Origin of the sequence: Bacillus sp. SB49, assembly GCF_000469135.2 — a bacterium.
Classification (GTDB): domain Bacteria; phylum Bacillota; class Bacilli; order Bacillales; family Halobacillaceae; genus Halobacillus.
This window is the reverse complement of record NZ_CP048117.1, coordinates 3,535,729-3,553,685: the sequence shown is the minus strand read 5'-3', so window position 1 is coordinate 3,553,685 and position 17,957 is coordinate 3,535,729. Positions and strand designations below refer to the sequence as shown.

The 17,957-nt window shown below is 47.8% G+C and carries 20 protein-coding genes and 2 riboswitches; of the genes, 15 read left to right on the top strand and 5 right to left on the bottom strand.

The features are described 5' to 3' along the window. Nucleotides 1-52 precede the first annotated feature (52 nt). Nucleotides 53-1,609 (top strand): fatty acid--CoA ligase, encoded by a 1,557-nt coding sequence (locus tag M662_RS18445; protein WP_026577746.1) that lies wholly within the window; start codon nucleotides 53-55, stop codon nucleotides 1,607-1,609. 73 nt (nucleotides 1,610-1,682) lie between these two features. On the opposite strand, the gene ligD is transcribed toward M662_RS18445, so the two are convergent. Beyond that, nucleotides 1,683-3,416: a DNA ligase D gene (ligD, locus tag M662_RS18440; RefSeq protein WP_236096566.1), complete on the bottom strand. Its 1,734-nt coding sequence runs from the start codon at nucleotides 3,414-3,416 to the stop codon at nucleotides 1,683-1,685. 111 nt (nucleotides 3,417-3,527) lie between these two features. Between ligD and ku the strand changes: the two genes are divergently transcribed. The 3 genes from ku (at nucleotide 3,528) to M662_RS18425 (ending at nucleotide 5,235) form a co-directional block, all read left to right on the top strand. Then, the gene (gene ku / locus M662_RS18435) at nucleotides 3,528-4,364 is read left to right on the top strand and encodes a non-homologous end joining protein Ku (protein ID WP_026577748.1); all 837 of its coding nucleotides are present in this window, start codon (nucleotides 3,528-3,530) and stop codon (nucleotides 4,362-4,364) included. 99 nt (nucleotides 4,365-4,463) lie between these two features. After that, nucleotides 4,464-4,643 (top strand): hypothetical protein, encoded by a 180-nt coding sequence (locus M662_RS18430; protein ID WP_008636785.1) that lies wholly within the window; start codon nucleotides 4,464-4,466, stop codon nucleotides 4,641-4,643. 49 nt (nucleotides 4,644-4,692) lie between these two features. Further along, complete coding sequence (locus M662_RS18425; protein WP_236096527.1) at nucleotides 4,693-5,235, top strand: Fic/DOC family protein; 543 nt, start codon at nucleotides 4,693-4,695, stop codon at nucleotides 5,233-5,235. 27 nt (nucleotides 5,236-5,262) lie between these two features. Here the strand turns inward: M662_RS18425 and M662_RS18420 are convergent, their stop codons facing one another. Further along, nucleotides 5,263-5,778: a DUF3221 domain-containing protein gene (locus M662_RS18420; RefSeq protein WP_026577750.1), complete on the bottom strand. Its 516-nt coding sequence runs from the start codon at nucleotides 5,776-5,778 to the stop codon at nucleotides 5,263-5,265. A 99-nt stretch (nucleotides 5,779-5,877) separates the two neighbouring features. Beyond that, nucleotides 5,878-5,988: riboswitch (TPP riboswitch) on the top strand. A gap of 86 nt (nucleotides 5,989-6,074) precedes the next feature. Here M662_RS18420 and thiW point away from each other — a divergent pair. From thiW to thiE, 5 genes are all read left to right on the top strand, one after another. After that, nucleotides 6,075-6,563 (top strand): energy coupling factor transporter S component ThiW, encoded by a 489-nt coding sequence (gene thiW / locus M662_RS18415; protein WP_026577751.1) that lies wholly within the window; start codon nucleotides 6,075-6,077, stop codon nucleotides 6,561-6,563. Between the two features lie 5 nt (nucleotides 6,564-6,568). Next, nucleotides 6,569-6,672: riboswitch (TPP riboswitch) on the top strand. 42 nt (nucleotides 6,673-6,714) lie between these two features. Beyond that, nucleotides 6,715-7,401 (top strand): thiaminase II, encoded by a 687-nt coding sequence (gene tenA, locus M662_RS18410; RefSeq protein ID WP_008636790.1) that lies wholly within the window; start codon nucleotides 6,715-6,717, stop codon nucleotides 7,399-7,401. Beyond that, nucleotides 7,398-8,204: a bifunctional hydroxymethylpyrimidine kinase/phosphomethylpyrimidine kinase gene (gene thiD, locus M662_RS18405; protein WP_026577752.1), complete on the top strand. Its 807-nt coding sequence runs from the start codon at nucleotides 7,398-7,400 to the stop codon at nucleotides 8,202-8,204. The genes tenA and thiD overlap by 4 nt, the downstream gene beginning before the upstream one ends. Next, complete coding sequence (gene thiM, locus M662_RS18400) at nucleotides 8,201-8,962, top strand: hydroxyethylthiazole kinase (protein ID WP_026577753.1); 762 nt, start codon at nucleotides 8,201-8,203, stop codon at nucleotides 8,960-8,962. Before thiD ends, thiM begins: the two co-directional genes overlap by 4 nt. Beyond that, nucleotides 8,959-9,576, top strand: a complete 618-nt coding sequence (thiE, locus tag M662_RS18395) for a thiamine phosphate synthase (RefSeq protein WP_008636793.1) — start codon at nucleotides 8,959-8,961, stop codon at nucleotides 9,574-9,576. Before thiM ends, thiE begins: the two co-directional genes overlap by 4 nt. Nucleotides 9,577-9,658: 82 nt before the next feature. On the opposite strand, the gene M662_RS18390 is transcribed toward thiE, so the two are convergent. Continuing rightward, nucleotides 9,659-10,561: an aldo/keto reductase gene (locus tag M662_RS18390; RefSeq protein ID WP_026577754.1), complete on the bottom strand. Its 903-nt coding sequence runs from the start codon at nucleotides 10,559-10,561 to the stop codon at nucleotides 9,659-9,661. A gap of 137 nt (nucleotides 10,562-10,698) precedes the next feature. Between M662_RS18390 and M662_RS18385 the strand changes: the two genes are divergently transcribed. The 4 genes from M662_RS18385 to M662_RS18370 all read left to right on the top strand — a co-directional run bounded on the left by M662_RS18385 (nucleotide 10,699) and on the right by M662_RS18370 (nucleotide 13,512). Continuing rightward, nucleotides 10,699-10,902, top strand: coding sequence for a hypothetical protein (locus tag M662_RS18385; protein ID WP_008636796.1), 204 nt, complete (start codon nucleotides 10,699-10,701; stop codon nucleotides 10,900-10,902). A 119-nt stretch (nucleotides 10,903-11,021) separates the two neighbouring features. After that, nucleotides 11,022-11,690, top strand: a complete 669-nt coding sequence (locus M662_RS18380) for a CAP domain-containing protein (protein ID WP_026577755.1) — start codon at nucleotides 11,022-11,024, stop codon at nucleotides 11,688-11,690. A 61-nt stretch (nucleotides 11,691-11,751) separates the two neighbouring features. Then, nucleotides 11,752-12,447 (top strand): SGNH/GDSL hydrolase family protein, encoded by a 696-nt coding sequence (locus M662_RS18375; protein ID WP_026577756.1) that lies wholly within the window; start codon nucleotides 11,752-11,754, stop codon nucleotides 12,445-12,447. Between the two features lie 72 nt (nucleotides 12,448-12,519). Beyond that, nucleotides 12,520-13,512: a Gfo/Idh/MocA family protein gene (locus M662_RS18370; RefSeq protein WP_026577757.1), complete on the top strand. Its 993-nt coding sequence runs from the start codon at nucleotides 12,520-12,522 to the stop codon at nucleotides 13,510-13,512. A 47-nt stretch (nucleotides 13,513-13,559) separates the two neighbouring features. Here the strand turns inward: M662_RS18370 and M662_RS18365 are convergent, their stop codons facing one another. Together M662_RS18365 and M662_RS18360 are read right to left on the bottom strand one after the other, a co-directional pair. Further along, on the bottom strand, nucleotides 13,560-13,931 hold the full coding sequence (locus M662_RS18365; protein WP_026577758.1) for a winged helix-turn-helix transcriptional regulator: 372 nt from the start codon (nucleotides 13,929-13,931) through the stop codon (nucleotides 13,560-13,562). A gap of 18 nt (nucleotides 13,932-13,949) precedes the next feature. Then, the gene (locus tag M662_RS18360) at nucleotides 13,950-14,141 is read right to left on the bottom strand and encodes a hypothetical protein (protein ID WP_008636808.1); all 192 of its coding nucleotides are present in this window, start codon (nucleotides 14,139-14,141) and stop codon (nucleotides 13,950-13,952) included. A gap of 289 nt (nucleotides 14,142-14,430) precedes the next feature. Here M662_RS18360 and M662_RS18355 point away from each other — a divergent pair, with 289 nt between their 5' ends. Continuing rightward, a complete protein-coding gene (locus M662_RS18355) occupies nucleotides 14,431-16,140 on the top strand; it encodes an ABC transporter ATP-binding protein (protein WP_026577759.1) in 1,710 nt (569 codons plus the stop codon). Beyond that, nucleotides 16,137-17,924 carry an ABC transporter ATP-binding protein gene (locus tag M662_RS18350; protein WP_026577760.1) on the top strand — a complete coding sequence of 596 codons (1,788 nt, stop codon included), beginning with the start codon at nucleotides 16,137-16,139 and terminating at the stop codon, nucleotides 17,922-17,924. The genes M662_RS18355 and M662_RS18350 overlap by 4 nt, the downstream gene beginning before the upstream one ends. Nucleotides 17,925-17,957 lie beyond the last annotated feature (33 nt).

Genomic DNA, 17,957 nt, shown 5'->3' with positions numbered 1-17,957 from the left:
GGTGAGGCAGGTCCGTTTTTAGACTAACCAAAAACAAAGGAGTCGATAAACGATGGCACAAACACTTAAAGGGATGTTCGAACAAACGGTAGCGAAGCATGGGGATAAGGAAGGCTTGGTGGATTTACGACTTGGAATCCGGTGGACTTATGCAGAGTGGGACATTGAAGTGAATAGAGCTGCCAATGCTTTACGGGCATCCGGAGTGGAGAAGGGAGACAGGGTATCGACTGTCCTCTTCAATACATCTGAATTTGCTACGACGCTGTTTGCCTGTATGAAGATCGGTGCCGTCTTCCAACCGGTCAACTTCCGACTGTCAGAACGGGAGATCCGCTATATTCTGACCGACGCCTCCCCTAAGGTCGTATTGTTTGAGAGGGCTACGGCGTCACAAGTCGCTCCGATAGCTGCAGATATGCCTGCCATCGAATTTTGGAGCATTGATGAAGTCGAGCAGGAGCACGCCGTAAACTATCACGATCGACTGGCAAGTGTTACAGCAGATCGACCGGTGTGTCAACTCGATGAAAACGATCCATATGCCATCATGTACACGTCAGGGACGACCGGGTCACCGAAAGGCGTCATCCACTCCCACCGTGACATGATCGATCAAGCGCTGATTATGACAGCTTGTCTGCGTCTCACGAAAGAGGATCGCGGATTAACGGTTGCCCCGATCTTTCACTGTGCGGAACTGCACTGCGCCTTCTTCCCGCGCGTTATGATAGGGGCAGCAAATGTGATTATGCACCACTTCGAAGCGCAAGAACTGATTGAAACCGTCAAGCAGGAGCAGATCACCTGCTTGTTTGCAGCACCGACGATGTGGAACATGGTGCTGGAAGAAGAATTCAGTGCAGAGGATTTCCAGACGCTCCGACAGGGATTATACGGTGGAGCTCCCATGGCTCCATCCCTCACGAAGCGTCTGCATGACGCCCTTGGAGTAGAACTGCTCCAGGCTTATGGCATGACGGAGATGGGCCCTGCCATTACAGCATTGATGGACGAGGAGCAAATAAGAAAAGCAGGATCGGCAGGAAGACCGCTGCTTAATCATGACGTCAGGGTCGTGCGAACGAATGAGCATGGACCGGCGGAACCCAATGAAATCTGCAAACCGTTCGAACTGGGGGAAATTATCGTCCGCGGGCCGAGTATGATGACGGCCTATTACAACAGGCCGGAAGAAACGGAAGAAGTCTTATACAAAGGGTGGTATCACACCGGTGATATCGGCTCCTTTGATGAAGAAGGATATCTGTGGGTAAGGGACAGAGTGAAAGATATGATTCTATCCGGTGGAGAGAACATCTACTCGAGAGAAGTAGAGGATGTGCTCTTTGATCATCCTGGTGTGCTCGATGCGGCGGTTGTTGGGGAACCGGATGAGATGTGGGGAGAGCGGGTGGTCGCCTTCATTGTCCGTAAGGGGGACCCGGTGTCCTCCGAAGAGTTGGATGCTTTCTGCACCTCAGGCGGAAGGCTGGCCCGCTTTAAGCGGCCGAGACGATATGTATTTATGGAAGAATTGCCGAGGAACGCCAGTGGTAAACTGCAGAAATTTAAATTAAGAGAAGAACGGACAGCTATGTTGGAATAAGGGAAAGCGGTGCTCTCATGCGCAGGGAGCACCGCTTTTTTGTTGTCATTTCCCGGGAAATGTTTCGACAAAATCATAAGAGTCGCTTCAACTGTTTGACCGGCTGCCGCTTCCGTGCCTCTTCATATTGGAGAAACGGACAGCCTCTCTCTTCGAGTCGGGCCAGGACGTTCTTAATCGTGAAGGATTCCGGTCGCAGTCCTTCTTTTACCTCTTCCCAAAATAACGGACAGGCAACCGTGGCTTCATCGATACGGCGAGCGGAATAGGGGGCAACGATTGTTTTCCCTTCTGCATGCTGGACATAATCCAGATACAGCTTCTCTCCTCGTTTTTTCTTCAGGCGTTCGACTGTGAACAGGTCCGGGCATTTTTGTACGAGTGTTTCCGCCACAGCTTCGGTAAGGTTCCGCGTTTCCTCATAGCTGAAGTCGCCTGCTTGAATAGGGATATGAATCTGCATCCCTTTGTTACCAGACGTTTTGATAAAGCTGATGACTCCGATTTCATCCAGCATCTGCTTCATCCACTGTGCAGCGGTAATCGCAAGTGAAAAGTGTTTCCGACTTGGGGGATCCAGGTCGAAGACAATTTCATCGGGTAAGGATGCATCTGTTTTGTCAAAAGGGATATGGAACTCCACTGCTCCTTGATTGGCAAGCCAAAGGAGCGAGGGGAGATTATTGCAAAGGATCCGGCTTCCGTCTTTTTCTTCCCATGTGTCTAAATAGTCCGGAGCATGATCCGGGGCTTGCTTTTGATAGAAGGACTCAGCAGTAATCCCGTCCGGACAGCGGATTACTGTCAATTTCTTCTCCGCTAAGAATGGCAGCATGTAAGGTGCGATATGACGGATATATTGAAAGTATTGTTTCTTACTGACGTTCTTCCACAGCTGTTTATCCGAGTTCGTGACAGGTACTTCTTCAGGATAGAGGGAAAGGTCCCACTCCATCTTCTCTTTTGTGCAGTTCTCCGGTGTCAGATCAAAGCGGAATCGGTGAAAAGTAGGTTCGCGCATTTCCCCATCCGCTGCATCAAGGCAATGGATATCCGCGCAGACGCTTGGCCTTACATACCACTTCCCTGCCTGCTTTTCTCCGTTACTTTTAAAAAACATCTGAAGTGTTTCTGCTTCTTCGGCAGACAGCCCATTTTTGAACTTTCCCAACGTCTCCTCCATGAGAGTGACGTCATAGTAGCCGTTGGCCGGATCATAGGCTGTCAGACAGCCGGAAACGCTGCGGAAGTTCTTCCATTTCAACCATTGCTTGGACCGCTCCCCTTCGCTGTATAAGCTCTTCTTGTGTTTTGCGACAATCCCTTCCGCCCTGTGAAGCAATACTAATGCTTTTATCTTTTCTAGGCTGGTGTGTACTTCTGAAAGCACGATGTGAGGATGCTGGATGGTTTGAACGAGAGCGTACAGGCTACGCTTTCGTTCTTCCAATCTCTGTTTCCCCCCCGTCAAATGATCAAATGCGACAAATGTACACGGCCTTTCCCGGGCGGCCCTGGCTATTACAGCTTCTTTCTTTAACCGTCCTCTCGTCTGCAAGCGAGAGAAGTTTGTCTGCCACCGTGTGTTACGGATGACGAGTTCCCCGTCAATCGTGAAGGGGAGCGAGTCGGCTGGGGGGATAAACCCGCATATCTCCGGGAAGCGGCCACTCAAGTCCTTGCCGTTTCTACTCCATAGCTTTATCCCGTCCTCCGAAGCATGGAGGAGACAGCGGAAGCCGTCATACTTCACTTCATAAATCCAATCCGGTCCGGTCGGCAAATCTTCTGCAGCAGTCAATAGCATCGGTTTCAATGACACCCGCTCCTTTTTTATATGCTGCTTAGTTTACCCACAGCCGGCGAACATATTTTACCGACCTGTCGTGAATGCTAGGAGAAAAAGGAGTCGAGAACTATGCATACGATGTGGAAAGGAACCATCAGCTTCGGTCTCGTCAATATTCCGATCAAGCTTCATGCAGCGACGGAGAACAAGGATATTAAGCTAAGGCAGCTTCACAAAGAATGTAAGACCCCGGTGGAATACAAAAAACGCTGTCCTGTATGTGAAGAGGAAATCAGCCAGGAAGAAATTGTGAAAGCCTATGAATATGCCAAGAACAAATTCGTGGTGCTGGATGAAGAGGATTTGGAACAGCTGAAGAAGGAGCAGGAGGATAAGGCGGTCGAAATCCTCGACTTCGTCAAGTTAGAGGAAATCGATCCGATTTATTTTGAACGAAGCTATTTTATATCGCCCAATGAAGGGGGATCGAAAGCATACGGGTTGTTACGCCAAGCTCTGTCCGATACGGGGAAAATAGGTGTAGCAAAAATTATTATTCGATCCAAGGAACAGCTGGCGGTTGTTCGTGTTTATGAAAATACATTGCTCATGGAAACGATCCATTTCCCGGACGAAGTAAGGAACGTACAGGATGTCCCGAATGTGCCGGCAGAGGCGGATTTAGGAAAGAAAGAGCTTAGTACCGCAGTGACATTGATCGATCAATTGACCGAAACATTTGATCCGGGAAAATATACGGACGAATACCGAACCGCGTTGATGGACTTGATTGAGGCGAAGAAGAACAACGAAGAGGTTACGACGGCAGCAGACAAACAAAAACCGGACAATGTCACCGATTTGATGGAAGCTCTGGAGAAATCGTTGGAGCGGACCAAAGGCGCGAAGAAGAAAAAAACCACGAAACGAAAAACGACTGCCTCCACTAAGAAGAAGACGTCATAATCCCTTATGTGACAAGGGTTTGTCGAACGTTTTGACTGTATTATTAAGAGGCATTGTAGTATAATATATAACAGATACATGTGGTTCGGAGGGGAAAGAATGAGTGTTCGGACAGAAGAACAGGCAGAGCATTTGATGCGTTCTGCGAAAGCGTCCATGGCTATTGAAGGGTTCAGCTTGAATAAGAAGCAGGAATCATTAGTTAAGAAGTGTCTTACAGGAGCCATATCCCATAAAGAATTCGTCAAGCGGGCTTTGGAATTGTCCCGCCATGCCTAGTTCCAGGTATGGGGGTGAATCCTCCCGCTATTGTTATGCAGGGACTGATGTGCTGATTAATCACTATGACCTTATGGACGACAAGCAGCTGGAGTATATGGAGGCGATCCTTGCCACCCAGCGTTTGTCGGAACTGCAGGAGAAGCCTGTGGAAGGGGACTTCGACCTCAGACATTTGCAGCGTATTCACGCCCGTTTATTTTCCGATCTTTATCCTTTTGCGGGCAATATCAGGACAGAGAATATCACGAAGGACGGGTTTTCTTTTGCGCAGGCCCGCTTCATTCAGGAAGCTTCTGTCCCGATCTTTGATTCTCTAATGAAGGAAGAGTGGGCAGGGATGGACAAAGAGGACTTAGCACGGAAACTGGCTCACTATATGGCGGAGTTGAACGTCCTTCATCCGTTTCGGGAAGGAAATGGTCGGAGCTTGCGTGAGTTCATCCGCACAATCGCCTTGAAAGCCGGCTACCATCTGGATTGGTCCTGTGTACCGAAAGAGGAGGTCTTTCAAGCGAGCATCGATTCAGTCAAGGATATCAGCAGTCTTTATTCGGTTATCCAAGCGTCGCTTGTTCCACTTGCCAAATGAGCAAAAGCCGGGGGAATCCCCGGCTTTTTATTCATCTTCTACAAGCACTTCCTTCTTCGGTCCTTCGTTTTCCTTAAGAACAATCTGCCACTGGTCATCGTCTTCATCAAATAGAATTTCCGCCACGGCGACAATTTTGTCATCTTCTACATCGGTTAGAGCGGAAGCCAAGGCTTCGGAGGTCGTCAATCGGGCCCCTTCTACTTCACTCATCTCCACTTCGGAAACCTTATCGGCAAGTGCTTGTTCTGGAAAACTTTCTTTAATGGGGCCGTCTGTCCAAACATCTACATACTTACCTGTCCATTCGTTGTCCGGAGCTTCAGACACCCACATCGCCCGCCCTTTGTCTTCTGACTCTGTAGTCGGAGTGACGACAAGGATACTGGATCCTTCCTGTTCCATCACATAACCGCTGATTTCTGCTTGCTCCGGAGGCGCCTCTGCTTCCGTTTCCTCATAATCCGAGCCGGCTGGTGCAGAACTGCACCCCGCCAAAAGAATCAAACAAGCGGCCCCCATCATTGTCCAGATGTTTCTCATTGTCATTCTCCTCTCGAATACAGATATTATTCAGAATATTGCACATGACAGAAGATACGAACTTTGTTATCATAAGACTCAACCAAGCAAATAGTACGATTCAACTACTAGGGGGGCCTTGTTACAGGCTGAGAGGAAAGCGTAAAGCTTTTCGACTCTTATGAACCTGATCTGGTTAATACCAGCGGAGGGAAGTAGTCAGACGAACGAATAGTTATTCATCGACTGTCTATGATCCAAGTCAGGTCCTCTCCAGGACCTGGCTTTTTTATTTTCTTATGGAAGGGGGGAATGTATTGAACCGTACACGTTTATTGACTATTATGGCACTGTTTGTTGCCATTGGAACATTCGGAGCACAGCTGCTCTGGTTCCCGGCAGGCATCGCGAAGGCATATCCTGTCCAACATGCGGTAAATGTCATGGCTGCTGTGATGCTTGGACCGCTGCCTGCTGCTGCCATTGCTTTCTGCATCGGCCTGCTGCGATTTCTTTTAGGGCTAGGAACACTGTTGGCTTTTCCTGGTGGAATGGTCGGAGCATTATTTGCTGGTTTGTTTTATCGGATATACAAACGGAAAGGGGCAGCTGTAGTCGGCGAGGTGATTGGAACTGGAATCATTGGAGCATTACTCGCCGTTCCGCTGGCTGGATTCATCATGGGCAGTGCGGCCGGAGCGTTTGCCTTTGTTCCTTCTTTCTTCATCAGCAGTCTGTCAGGAGCTGCCATCGGCTGGTTTGTGCTGTCACGTATCAAAGCAGAACAACTTCTATTACAACCATAATACACGGAAACTGCTAGGGGCGCGAATTATCGCTGAGATAAGGATTATCCTTTGTCCCTCAACACCTGATCTGGTTCGTACCAGCGTAGGGAAGTAGTCTGGACCTCTGCAATCCTCTAGTAGCTTCCGAATAACCCAGGGAGGCACCACTATGTCATTCTCCACTCAATTAAGAAAAGAAAATCAGGACGTGTTTGAAGCTATTTTTCACCATCCATTTGTTGAAGGTCTCGGAAAAGGAGAACTTCCGAAAGAAGCTGTCGCTCATTATGTGAAAGCGGACTTTGAATATTTGAATGCATTTATGCATGTGTACGGCATTGCTGTTTCCAAATCACCAAAAAGAGAAGATATTGAGCTCTTCAATGACCAGATCAACTTTGTGCTCCACAGTGAAGTGCATCCCCATAACAACCTGTGCCGATATATCGGTAAAGAATATGAGGAACTGCAGGGTTACCCGCTGCCACCGACAGCGGACCACTATATTAAACATATGCTCTACCATGCGCATATGGGCAGTATTGGAGAAATTATTGCCGCCTTACTTCCATGCCCCTGGACATATCTCGAAATCGGTAAAGAACTAACGAAAGCCTATCAACCGGACGAAAATCATCCGTTCTTTGATTGGATCGATTTCTATGCAGAGGAAGAAATAGGCGGATTGACAGGACAGCTTTGTGAGAAGCTTGATGCCTATGCAGAGCAAGCTTCAGACGAGGAGAAGAATAAGATGCGTGAAGCTTTCCGAAAGAGCTGCCAGCTGGAATTATCCTTCTGGGAAATGGCCTATACCGTCGAGGAATGGCCCGTAGCTGAGGGGGTTTACCGATGAACCGAGTGAAGTGTGCTCTTACCATCGCCGGAACGGATCCAAGCGGCGGTGCGGGTATCCAGGCGGATTTAAAGACGTTTCAAGAGCTTCAAAGCTATGGGATGAGCGTCGTCACTTCGGTAGTCGCTCAGAATACGACCGGCGTATCTGCGGTTCATCATCTTCCGGTCACGATGCTGAAGCAGCAGCTCTATGCAGTATCAGACGATATGCCGATCGATGCACTGAAAACGGGTATGGTGGCAACTATCGATATGATGGAGGTCCTTAAACAATGGCTGAAGGAAACAGAGGCTGCATACGTCATGGACCCTGTGATGGTAGCAACGAGCGGCGATCCTTTAATTGAGGAAAAGGCGAGGGATTATCTCAGGAAAGAGCTTGTTCCTTTAACAACGCTCGTAACACCGAACATACCGGAAGCGGAGTATTTGACCGGTAAGGCGATAGAGACGGAAGAAGCTATGAAAAAGGCAGCGGAAGAACTTGTCGAGGTTTATGGAGCTGGTGCAGCACTTGTCAAAGGAGGTCATCTGAGAGGTCATGCGGTCGATTATTTATATGATGGAAACGAGATGACCGTTTTGGAAGCAGAGCGAATCGATACGAATAACACCCATGGCACCGGTTGTACGTATTCGGCTGCGATTACGGCATACTTAAGCCGGGGCGATACGTTGAAAGAAGCCGTCCGTAAAAGTAAGTACTTTGTTACCGAAGCCATTCGTCACTCCTTTGACCTGGGAGCAGGAAGCGGACCCACCAATCATTTTGCCACCAGGAAGGAGACGATGAAAGGATGAACACCATCATAGAAAAAGTAAGAGAAAAGCGGCCGCTGATTCATCACATCACGAACCAAGTGGTCGTCCATTTCACAGCGAACGGTGCGCTTGCTTTCGGGTCTTCTCCAATCATGGCAGCCGCCCATCAGGAAGCGGCGGACGTAGCGATGTTGGCAGACGGGGTGTTGTTGAATATCGGAACATTGAATGATTACCAGGTGGAATCCATGATCTTGGCAGGAAGAGCCGCTAATGAGAAAGGTATTCCTGTCGTTCTCGATCCCGTCGGGGTAGGGGCGACCAAGTATCGTTATGAAGCATTTCAACGCATCGTAAAGGAGGTTCAACCGACGGTCATCAAAGGAAATGCAGGAGAGCTGGCTCGGCTGGTTGATATAGAAGTGGAGACGAAGGGAGTCGATTCTGTCGGGGAAGGGAATACCGGGGAAATTGTTCAAGCGGTTGCTGAAGCATTCCGCACAGCGGTCGTCTGCACAGGTGCCGTTGACCGCTTTTGTGCCGATGGAAAAAGCGGTCGGAACGAGAGCGGTCATCCGCTGCTTAGCCGCGTCACCGGTTCCGGCTGTCTCCTGGGTTCCATTCTCGCCGCTGTTCTTAGTGTCGATGGCGGAGTGTACGAGAAACTGGAAACGGCGTTGAAGCATTACGGTCGTGCAGCGGAGCAGGCCGCTTCTCTCCCATCTGTTCAGGGCCCTGGAACATTCCTGCCGCATTTCCTTGATGCACTCAGCCGGGATCTGGAGGAAGGCATATGACACTTTCCCATCGTCTGCGGAAGTATTTAGTCATGGGTAGCCAAGACTGTGTAAAAGATCCTTTGGAAACGCTGTCTGAAGCTGTTTCCGGCGGAATCACGGCTTTTCAATTCCGGGAAAAGGGGGATGGTTCTATGGAGTGGGAAGATAAAGTCGAACTCGGGCGTGCTTTGAAGCGGGTATGTGATGCAAACAACGTCTTATTTGTCGTCAATGATGACATCCGACTGTTCGAAGTTTTGGAGGCCGAGGCCATTCATGTGGGGCAGGAAGATGCTCAGGTAGAGAGTATCCGGGCGGCATACCCTGACGCTGTGATCGGCCTATCTTTGTCCGATAGGAATCACCTGGAACAAAGTCCTCTTCATCTAGTCGATTATGTTGGTGCCGGGCCGATTTTTCCTACTTCCACGAAGCGTGATGCTAATCCAGTTACGGGTCCGGAGTTTATTCGTGATATACGGATGACTCATCCCGAATTACCAGTCGTCGGTATCGGGGGCATTGATGAGCATAATGCGCATCTTGTCATGGAGGCAGGGGCGGCCGGCGTCGCTGTCGTATCGGCCGTGACGAAAGCCGCGGACATTGAACGAGCGGTTCAGTCATTATAAAAACAAAAGGAGTTCCGGCAAACATTGCCGGAACTCCTTTTTTAAAAAGTCTGTGTAACACTTAAAGCCGTTAACACATCCATTATGGGATGTCATGCCCCATTGAACTTTGCAGGATATCAAACCACTGATCGCGGTTTAATTGGTAATCGAGCGCGCGGACAGCTTGGAGAACCCGCTCCTTCTTGCCGGAACCGATAATCGGCATAATCGAGGCCGGGTGTGCCAGCAGCCAGGCATAAAGCACTTGATCGATACCATCCGCTCCGATTTCATCCTTCACCCTATGTAAGCTGTCGCGCAGGCGCACGTCTTTCTCGTCATTGGAGTGGAAAATATCTCCACCGCCCAAAGGAGACCATGCCATTGGTGCCGTACGTTTCTCCTGGCATGCATTCAGCGTACCATCTTCGAAATTTTCAAGCTGTATGGCGGAGAGCTCCAGTTGGTTGGTCACTAATGGGAAATCCAAATAGGATTGAAGCATAGTCCATTGGTGATTTTTAAAATTGGACACACCAAAATGCCGGACTTTGCCTTCCTTTTTCAATTGAGTGAAAGCGGCCGCCACTTCCTCTCCGTCCATGAAAGGATCCGGGCGGTGAATAAGCAAAGTGTCGATATAATCGGTTTGGAGGTTGGTCAACGAATGATCCACAGAGGTGAGTATATGCTCCCGGCTTGTATTGTAATGGTGTGATTTATGCTCAGGCCGGTTTTTGGAAGGAAGGACGATGCCGCATTTCGTCACGATCTCCATTTTTTCTCGTAAGGATGGTTTTAGAGCCAAAGCTTCCCCGAATAAAGCCTCACACGTGTAACTTCCGTAAATATCTGCATGATCGAAAGTTGTGATGCCGAGATCAAGGTTATATTCCATTAACTCCAATGTTTCTTCCTTCGTCTGCTTCCAGTCTGCCAGCCTCCAAAGGCCGTGGATGAGTCTTGAGTAAGACATGTCTTCCGTAATAGATACGCGTTGCATAGTTGTTCCGCCTTTCGTTATGGTTTTGGTTCTATGCTTTATCCTACCATGAAGCATTTAAAACAGTGTGGATAACGCTTCCTTTCCGGTTTCAATTCATCTTGTCCGGGTACAAAGAGGCTAAGGAGGAGATATTAGTGGCTCAATATTTTGCGAATCAGAATCAGCAGGCAGACGGCGGACATGAGGTGCATGTCGAAGGTTGTAATTTCATGCCTTTCGAGAAGAACCTGCTTGCTTTAGGCGGACATAGCGAGTGCAGCAGTGCACTCGAGGAAGCGCGAAATACATTTGACAAGGTCAATGGCTGCCAACATTGTTGTCCGGATTGTCATATGTAAGGGAAAAGGGAGCGGGATTCCGCTCTTTTTTTATTTGGGATGGAACATCTTCTCATGGATAAGTTTTGATTGGGCGTACATAGTAAAACTGATGAAATTCCTGAGGAGGATAAAGAAACATGCCTAAACATTTATGGTACACAGCATTTGCCGTCATGATGCTCATCATGCTTGCGGCTTGTAATACAACAGACCAATCTGCACGGGAAAGACAGCAGAATAATTTAAATGAGGTCAGTTTTGATCCTGCAGACCGTGGGACGCAGGATCGCGGAAATTATGGGCAGTATGGGAACGGACAGAATCGTTTTGACGCGAACATTCCTTTCGAAGGGATGAACCCGAATGGTACAGCGCAGGATCCATACTTATTTGAGCAAAAAGACGGTCAGGATCAGTCTGCCGCACCAGAAGGGGATTTTCAACAGAAGGTCTTGGATCTTACAAATGAAGCTAGAGAAAAACAAGGACTTCAGCCTTTGAAGAATAGTAATGAGGTGGAAGAGGTAGCCCAGGATAAATCCGAAGATATGGCAGAAAACAATTACTTCTCTCATACATCACCGAAGTATGGAAGTCCGTTTGAAATGTTGAAAGAGTATGGGGTCGATTATAGAAAGGCCTCTGAAAACATAGCGGCAGGACAAAGCACACCGGATGAGGTTGTCAAAGGATGGTTGAACAGTCCCGGACACCGCAAGAACATAATGGATAAGAACATGACCCATGTAGGAGTCGGATTTTCCGAAGACGGAAACCAATGGGTACAGATGTTTATTCGGAAATAGTCAGACGGGTGCCTTAGCGGGTGCCCTGTCTTACATAATTCAAGAACAGGGGATGTATAAGGTGAAAGTTATATCGATATTGACTGCTCTGTTTCTCGTCTTGTCCTTTCCGCTTACCGCCGGAGCTTTTCAAGATAAAAGAATGGTCGCGGTAGGAGACTCCATTCCGTTTGGATACAACCTGGTAGAAGGGAACTTAAATCCTCCTAAGCAATCGTTCCCATCCCTTATTGGTACGGAGCGTGATATGGAGGTCATCAACTTAAGCATCCCTGGTCTTACATCGGAAGAACTGCTTCAGGCCGTCCGTTCTAATGATATATTTCGTGAAGCGCTTCATGACGCCGACTATGTCGTCCTCTATATTGGAGGGAATGACCTGCTGAATATTCTTAAGAAAAATGGTGGCTTGAAGGGTTTGAAGATGGAGGAAGCGGCGCCGATTATCAGAGACCTTATCTACAATGTTTATTCAACTATATTAGAAATCGATCAACTGACTGACGGGAAGGTTCTCGTCTACAATATCTATAACCCTTATCCGGCAGCAGGGGAGAAACTTTCGACACCATTATCCTATATCAATCAGCAGTATGCATCTGTCATTAAACTGCTCCAGCATTTCGCTTCTGTGAAGTTGATCGATGCCCATAAGGCTTTTGAGGGAAAGCCGAAGCTGATCATCGAAGGAGACGTCCACCCGACGACAGAAGGCCAGGAAATCCTTGCTGAAATTGGTCTGAAGCACATCGACTGAAATTTCCATCAGGTAGGTCTTTTCATTGGTGTGTTGTATAATAGTGCTACATTAACGAATGGGGTGTTAGGAATGATCAGGTTCGCAGTGATCGGAACAAATACGATTACAGAGAAGTGGATAGAGGCGGCCCGTCAGCATAAAGAGGTAGAACTGACAGCAGTCTATTCCAGGACGGAAAGCCGTGCCAAAGCATTTGCGGAGAATTATGGAGTTTCCCAAACGTACACAAACATCCATGCACTGGCTGAAAGTGATAAAGTGGATGCTGTATATATTGCCAGTCCAAACGCCTTTCATGCCCGACAGGCTGTTGAGCTTATGAAGGCTGGGAAGCATGTTCTGTGTGAGAAGCCGATGGCGTCCAATCAACAGGAGATCGCATCGATGATTCAAGTGGCAAAGGAGAATGGTGTCGTCCTTATGGAAGCTGTCAAATCCACGGTGATGCCCGGTTTTCTTGCTGTTCAGGAGAATTTACATAAGATTGGAAAGGTCAGAAGGTACGTAGGTGTTTTCTGCAAATATTCTTCCCGTTATGATGCTTACAGAGAAGGGGAAGTATTAAATGCTTTCCAACCTTCTCTATCCAACGGGTCTCTGATGGATCTCGGTATTTATGGGATTTATCCGATGGTCACCCTGTTCGGGGCTCCGGAGGAAGTAAAGGCAAACGGGGTGATGCTTGAATCCGGCGTGGATGGAGAAGGTACCGTCTTAGCCCGATATAAGGATATGGAAGGTGTCGTCATGCATTCGAAAATCATCAATGCGTATGCACCGTCGGAAATTCAGGGAGAAGAAGGTACCATAGTCATTCCTAATATTTCAGAACCGAAGGACATACAGATTAGATACAGAGATGGAAGCGTGGAGGAGTTGGAAGTGGAAGAAAAGGAGTTTCTTCCTATGTACTATGAGACCGAAGCATTCGTTTCTCTTGTTAAAGGTGAGAAAAATCATGCTGGAAATAATTCATTGACACATACTTTGATCGCAGCGAAGGTAATGGAAGAAGCCCGTAGACAAATCGGCCTTACTTATCCGGCAGATCGTTCGTTTTGATCCATTCCGAAGAGGCCTCTTCACTCGTTCAAGGGCCTCTTCTTCTTTCAGCAGCTGTTATCCTTCTTATGTTGTATTTCACTGGTAATGTCCTTATCTGACAGACTTATTTGATTATGTATAAGCCCCCAGCGGTTCATACTTTCCAAAAACGTGGATGTCGTTTTCCCATAAGGAGTGATGCGGTATTCCACTTTGGGAGGGACGGTTCCATAATCGATTCGCTCGATTAAACCGTCATCAATCAGCATCTTTAATTCCCTGGTAAGGATTCGGGAGGAGATGTTCCCCTCTATAGAGCGGCGTAACTCGTTGAATCGGATTGAATCAATATGCAGCAGCTGCCAAAGGATCAGTCCTTTCCATTTGCCGCAGACAATATCAAGGGTGACATCGATCCCGGTGGTTTTCCCTGTCACTCCATCCACCTCGTTCTTTTATTTTTTTGTTTTTTGTTTCTCCATCGCTTTTTCATAACCTTCCATGATGCCTTGAGCATAAACCTTGTTCAGAACAGCCATGGTTTGAGGAATGACCTGGTCTTCGTTGTCCGTAGAGACCTGATTGAGCAAATCGACGAGTTCGAGGAGCTCTTCCGTCACTGGAAAAATCGGTTTTATATTGTCCATCAAGCATCACCTTCCTCCGTCGTACTTAAAGCATTATTAATATAATTCTATTTTGTTTGTGCAATTCCCACAAGTACTTACATATATGTTAGCGATACATTCCCATTATGCCGGATTTTTGCTTATTAAACAACGACTAAGCCCGGGTTTTTGGATAGGGGTAAGGCCCCGTATACTGTCGTAAGGGTTGTACAAAAGTTATACTGAAATATTTAAAAAAGAGAATGTCTGTATAACCCTGGCTGAAGTAGGTTTCAAGAAACCTGTAAGGAGAGGAGGAGGTTCCTTCATGCGTTACGTGTTGGCTTATACAAAGACTTATAAAAGCTCGGCATCCATAGCGTTAATTTTGATGCTGTTGGAACTGGTTGTGGAGTTAGTCCAGCCTCTTTTAATGGCTAAGATCATTGATGATGGAATTCTTCAGGAACAATATTCTGTCGTAGCTCTTTGGGGAGGGATCTTGTTGTTGTTGTCTTTAACCGCGTTTGCAGCCGGAATTACGAACTCTTTTTATGCATCCCGTTTTAGTCAGGGGGTAGGGTATGATCTCCGCAGGGACCTCTTCCGGCAGGTACAGGCGTTCACAGATGAAAACTTCCAGCGTATTCCTACGCCGAGTCTGGTAACAAGGGTCACAAACGATGTCATCCAGATTCAGAACTTTTTGTTCATGTTTGTTCGTATCGGTCTCCGGGCGCCATTATTCATAGTTTTCGCATTAATAATGGCCTTTACAATTGATGTCCGTCTGGCTGTAATCATGCTCGGCAGTGTTCCGTTTCTGCTCGTTTTTTTGTATTTTGTTCTGACTAAAGGAGTCCGGCTTTTTAGAAACGTCCAAACTAAGCTGGATGCCCTGAATACCGTCATCCGTGAGAATTTAACAGGCATCCGTCTCATTAAGGGATTCTATAGACAAGCACATGAGAAGGACCGGTTCAGCGAAAGAAACGATGACCTTGTAAAGCAGAATAAGCGCGCACTATGGCTCGTGGAAACGGCGATGCCGGTCGTTATGCTCGGTATGAACGTCGTGATTCTTTTCCTGCTCTTCTTCGGCGGGGAGTGGCTGCGTGCTGGAGATTTGCAGGCAGGAGAAGTGGTCGCAATCATCAATTACGCAACAAGGATTTTGTTTACTTTTTCTGTTTTTACGTTTCTTATCATGGTGTTCTCAAGAGCTTACGCATCAGCGGTCCGCCTGGAAGAAGTCGGACGGGAGGATACGGACATCGCAGAACCGTCTTCTCCTGTAACGAAAGAGCTGCAAGGATCTGTAACCTTTCAGGATGTTTCTTTTGAGCGATCCGGCGAATGTGTACTTCAGGAAATTTCCTTTCAGATCGAAGCTGGTCAAACCGTAGGAATTCTTGGAGAAACAGGTTCAGGAAAAACGTCCTTGTTACATTTAATACCCCGCCTGTATGAAAAAAACTCCGGGCAATTGTCTTTGGATGGGGAAGAATTGGAGAACTTCGCCCTCCTGCCATTACGGAAACAAATAAGTCTGGTTCCACAGGACGTCCATCTCTTCTCTGGTTCCGTACGAGAGAACATCGCTTGGGGGAAAGAGGATGCGACGGAAGAGGAAGTAAAGGAAGCCGCTGATAGGGCTCAAATTCACTCCTTCATTTCAAGCCTTCCTGACGGCTATGATACGGAAATCGGTCAAAAGGGTGTCGTCTTTTCCGGTGGCCAGAAACAAAGACTCTCCATAGCGAGAGCGCTCGTCCGAAAGCCTAAAATCCTTTTGCTTGATGACAGTACAAGTGCGCTCGATGCACATACGGAACAACGGTTGTTTCAAGCATTAAATGAACTGCGCTGCACCGTCTTCATCGTTGCACAGAAAATCAGCTCCGTGGAAAATGCGGACACCATTCTGCTGCTTCAGAACGGCAGGCTGATCGCGAACGGAACCCATGAAGAATTACTGGACTCAAACGATTTTTATCGGGAAGTTCATGCAACCCAGCAGGAAGGGGTGATTTCATGAGCAGGCGTCATCAAGGATTAGGCACAAGTCCCCCGAAGGTTGACCGTGTGTGGGAGACGCTGCAGAGGATATGGGGATATATGGCGACCCAAAAGCAGCGGTTTATTATGGTGATAACGGCTATTCTGGTCAGTTCTTCCTTGTCACTATTAGGTCCGTATTTACTTGGCAAAACCGTGGACTTAGTGATCGAAGTTCCTTCCCGTGACACACTTGTCGGTATGCTTGTCCTGCTGCTCATACTCTACGTATGTCAATCTGTCTTCCTGTGGCTGCAAAACTACTGGATGATCGATATCGCGCAAGGATCGGTTCGCAGAATGCGGAATCACTTATTCTCCCATGTACAAAAACTTCCGGTTCTGTATTTTCAACGGATGCAGCAAGGAGAGCTGATGAGCCGGTTGACTAATGATATCGAGAATGTGAGCCGAACCATGAACACAGCGGTCGTCCAGTTCATTACCAGTGTTCTTACTTTGACCGGCACTATTGTGCTTATGTTATGGCTGAGTCCTTTGCTGACATTGCTGACTTTGACTATCGTTCCTGTCATGTATTTCGGAATGAAATGGATTACGAAACGGACAGGACCTTTCTTTAAGCAGCAGCAGACAGATCTGGGGGAAGTGAACGGGTATGTGGAAGAGATGTTTACCGGCCAGCCGGTCGTCCGCATGTTTTCCAAGGAGCAGCAGGTAATAGAGCGTTTTGAAAAGAAGAATGAAGCACTCAGGGAATCGGGTTATTATGCACAGGTTTACACAGGATTCATCCCGAAATTAATGAACATGCTGAATAATGTAAGCTTTGCCATTATTATCGGGGCGGGTGGTATCCTTGCGTTGAATGGCAGTATTTCCATTGGTGTGATCGTTGCTTTCACCACTTATTCCCGTCAATTTACCCGTCCACTCAATGACCTTGCTAATCAGTTCAATATGATTTTATCGGCAGTAGCTGGAGCGCAGCGTGTATTTCAAGTGTTGGATGAGGAAGTAGAGGGTGAGGTCAAAGAAGAGCCGCTTGAAAGTATATCTGGTGACATCCGTTTTGATTCTGTGTCCTTCGCTTATGAGGAGGGCCAGCCGACTCTTGTGGATATCAACTTTGTTGCAGAACCTGGAGAGACAATTGCACTTGTCGGTCCGACGGGTGCAGGGAAGACAACGATTCTTTCGCTTCTTTCCAGGTTTTACGACCCGGATGCAGGCGCGATTTATTTGGACGGGGTGGATCTTCAGAGAGTACCCAGAAGTTGGCTGAGGAGCAGAATGGGAGTGGTTCTTCAAGATGCGACCATGTTTCATTTGTCTATCAGGGAAAATATCCGCTACGGCCGCTTGGAGGCTACGGATGAAGAAGTCGAGGCTGCAGCAAAGGCCGCGCGTGCCCATGAGTTCATCGTAAACCTTCCTGAAGGGTACGAGACGGTTCTGGATTCCGATGGAAAAGGAGTGAGTCACGGTCAACGTCAGCTTCTTTCCATCGCCAGGGCGATGATCGCTGATCCCTCCCTGCTCATTTTGGATGAAGCGACAAGTAGTATCGACAGCTTGACCGAAAGTAAAATTAATACGGCGCTACAGCGGCTGATGGCGGGTCGCACAAGTTTTGTCATAGCTCACAGACTTCATACCATCCGTTCGGCCGATAAAATACTCGTTATGCAGCACGGAAAAATTATAGAGCAGGGTAGTCACCGCCGGCTGATGAATCAGGGTGGATTCTACGCGGATTTGATCAAAGCGCAATCTCCTGTAACGGAAGGTCATCACCAGTGACATATTAATGGAACACTCCTATTGTCTCTACAT

Bases quoted from the DNA above. Each gene is read 5' to 3' on its own strand.
- M662_RS18445 (WP_026577746.1), top strand. From the start codon at position 53: ATGGCACAAACACTTAAAGGGATGTTCGAACAAACGGTAGCGAAGCAT.
- ligD (WP_236096566.1), bottom strand. From the start codon at position 3,416: ATGCTATTGACTGCTGCAGAAGATTTGCCGACCGGACCGGATTGGATT.
- ku (WP_026577748.1), top strand. From the start codon at position 3,528: ATGCATACGATGTGGAAAGGAACCATCAGCTTCGGTCTCGTCAATATT.
- M662_RS18430 (WP_008636785.1), top strand. From the start codon at position 4,464: ATGAGTGTTCGGACAGAAGAACAGGCAGAGCATTTGATGCGTTCTGCG.
- M662_RS18420 (WP_026577750.1), bottom strand. From the start codon at position 5,778: ATGAGAAACATCTGGACAATGATGGGGGCCGCTTGTTTGATTCTTTTG.
- tenA (WP_008636790.1), top strand. From the start codon at position 6,715: ATGTCATTCTCCACTCAATTAAGAAAAGAAAATCAGGACGTGTTTGAA.
- thiD (WP_026577752.1), top strand. From the start codon at position 7,398: ATGAACCGAGTGAAGTGTGCTCTTACCATCGCCGGAACGGATCCAAGC.
- thiM (WP_026577753.1), top strand. From the start codon at position 8,201: ATGAACACCATCATAGAAAAAGTAAGAGAAAAGCGGCCGCTGATTCAT.
- thiE (WP_008636793.1), top strand. From the start codon at position 8,959: ATGACACTTTCCCATCGTCTGCGGAAGTATTTAGTCATGGGTAGCCAA.
- M662_RS18390 (WP_026577754.1), bottom strand. From the start codon at position 10,561: ATGCAACGCGTATCTATTACGGAAGACATGTCTTACTCAAGACTCATC.
- M662_RS18380 (WP_026577755.1), top strand. From the start codon at position 11,022: ATGCCTAAACATTTATGGTACACAGCATTTGCCGTCATGATGCTCATC.
- M662_RS18370 (WP_026577757.1), top strand. From the start codon at position 12,520: ATGATCAGGTTCGCAGTGATCGGAACAAATACGATTACAGAGAAGTGG.
- M662_RS18360 (WP_008636808.1), bottom strand. From the start codon at position 14,141: ATGGACAATATAAAACCGATTTTTCCAGTGACGGAAGAGCTCCTCGAA.
- M662_RS18355 (WP_026577759.1), top strand. From the start codon at position 14,431: ATGCGTTACGTGTTGGCTTATACAAAGACTTATAAAAGCTCGGCATCC.
- M662_RS18350 (WP_026577760.1), top strand. From the start codon at position 16,137: ATGAGCAGGCGTCATCAAGGATTAGGCACAAGTCCCCCGAAGGTTGAC.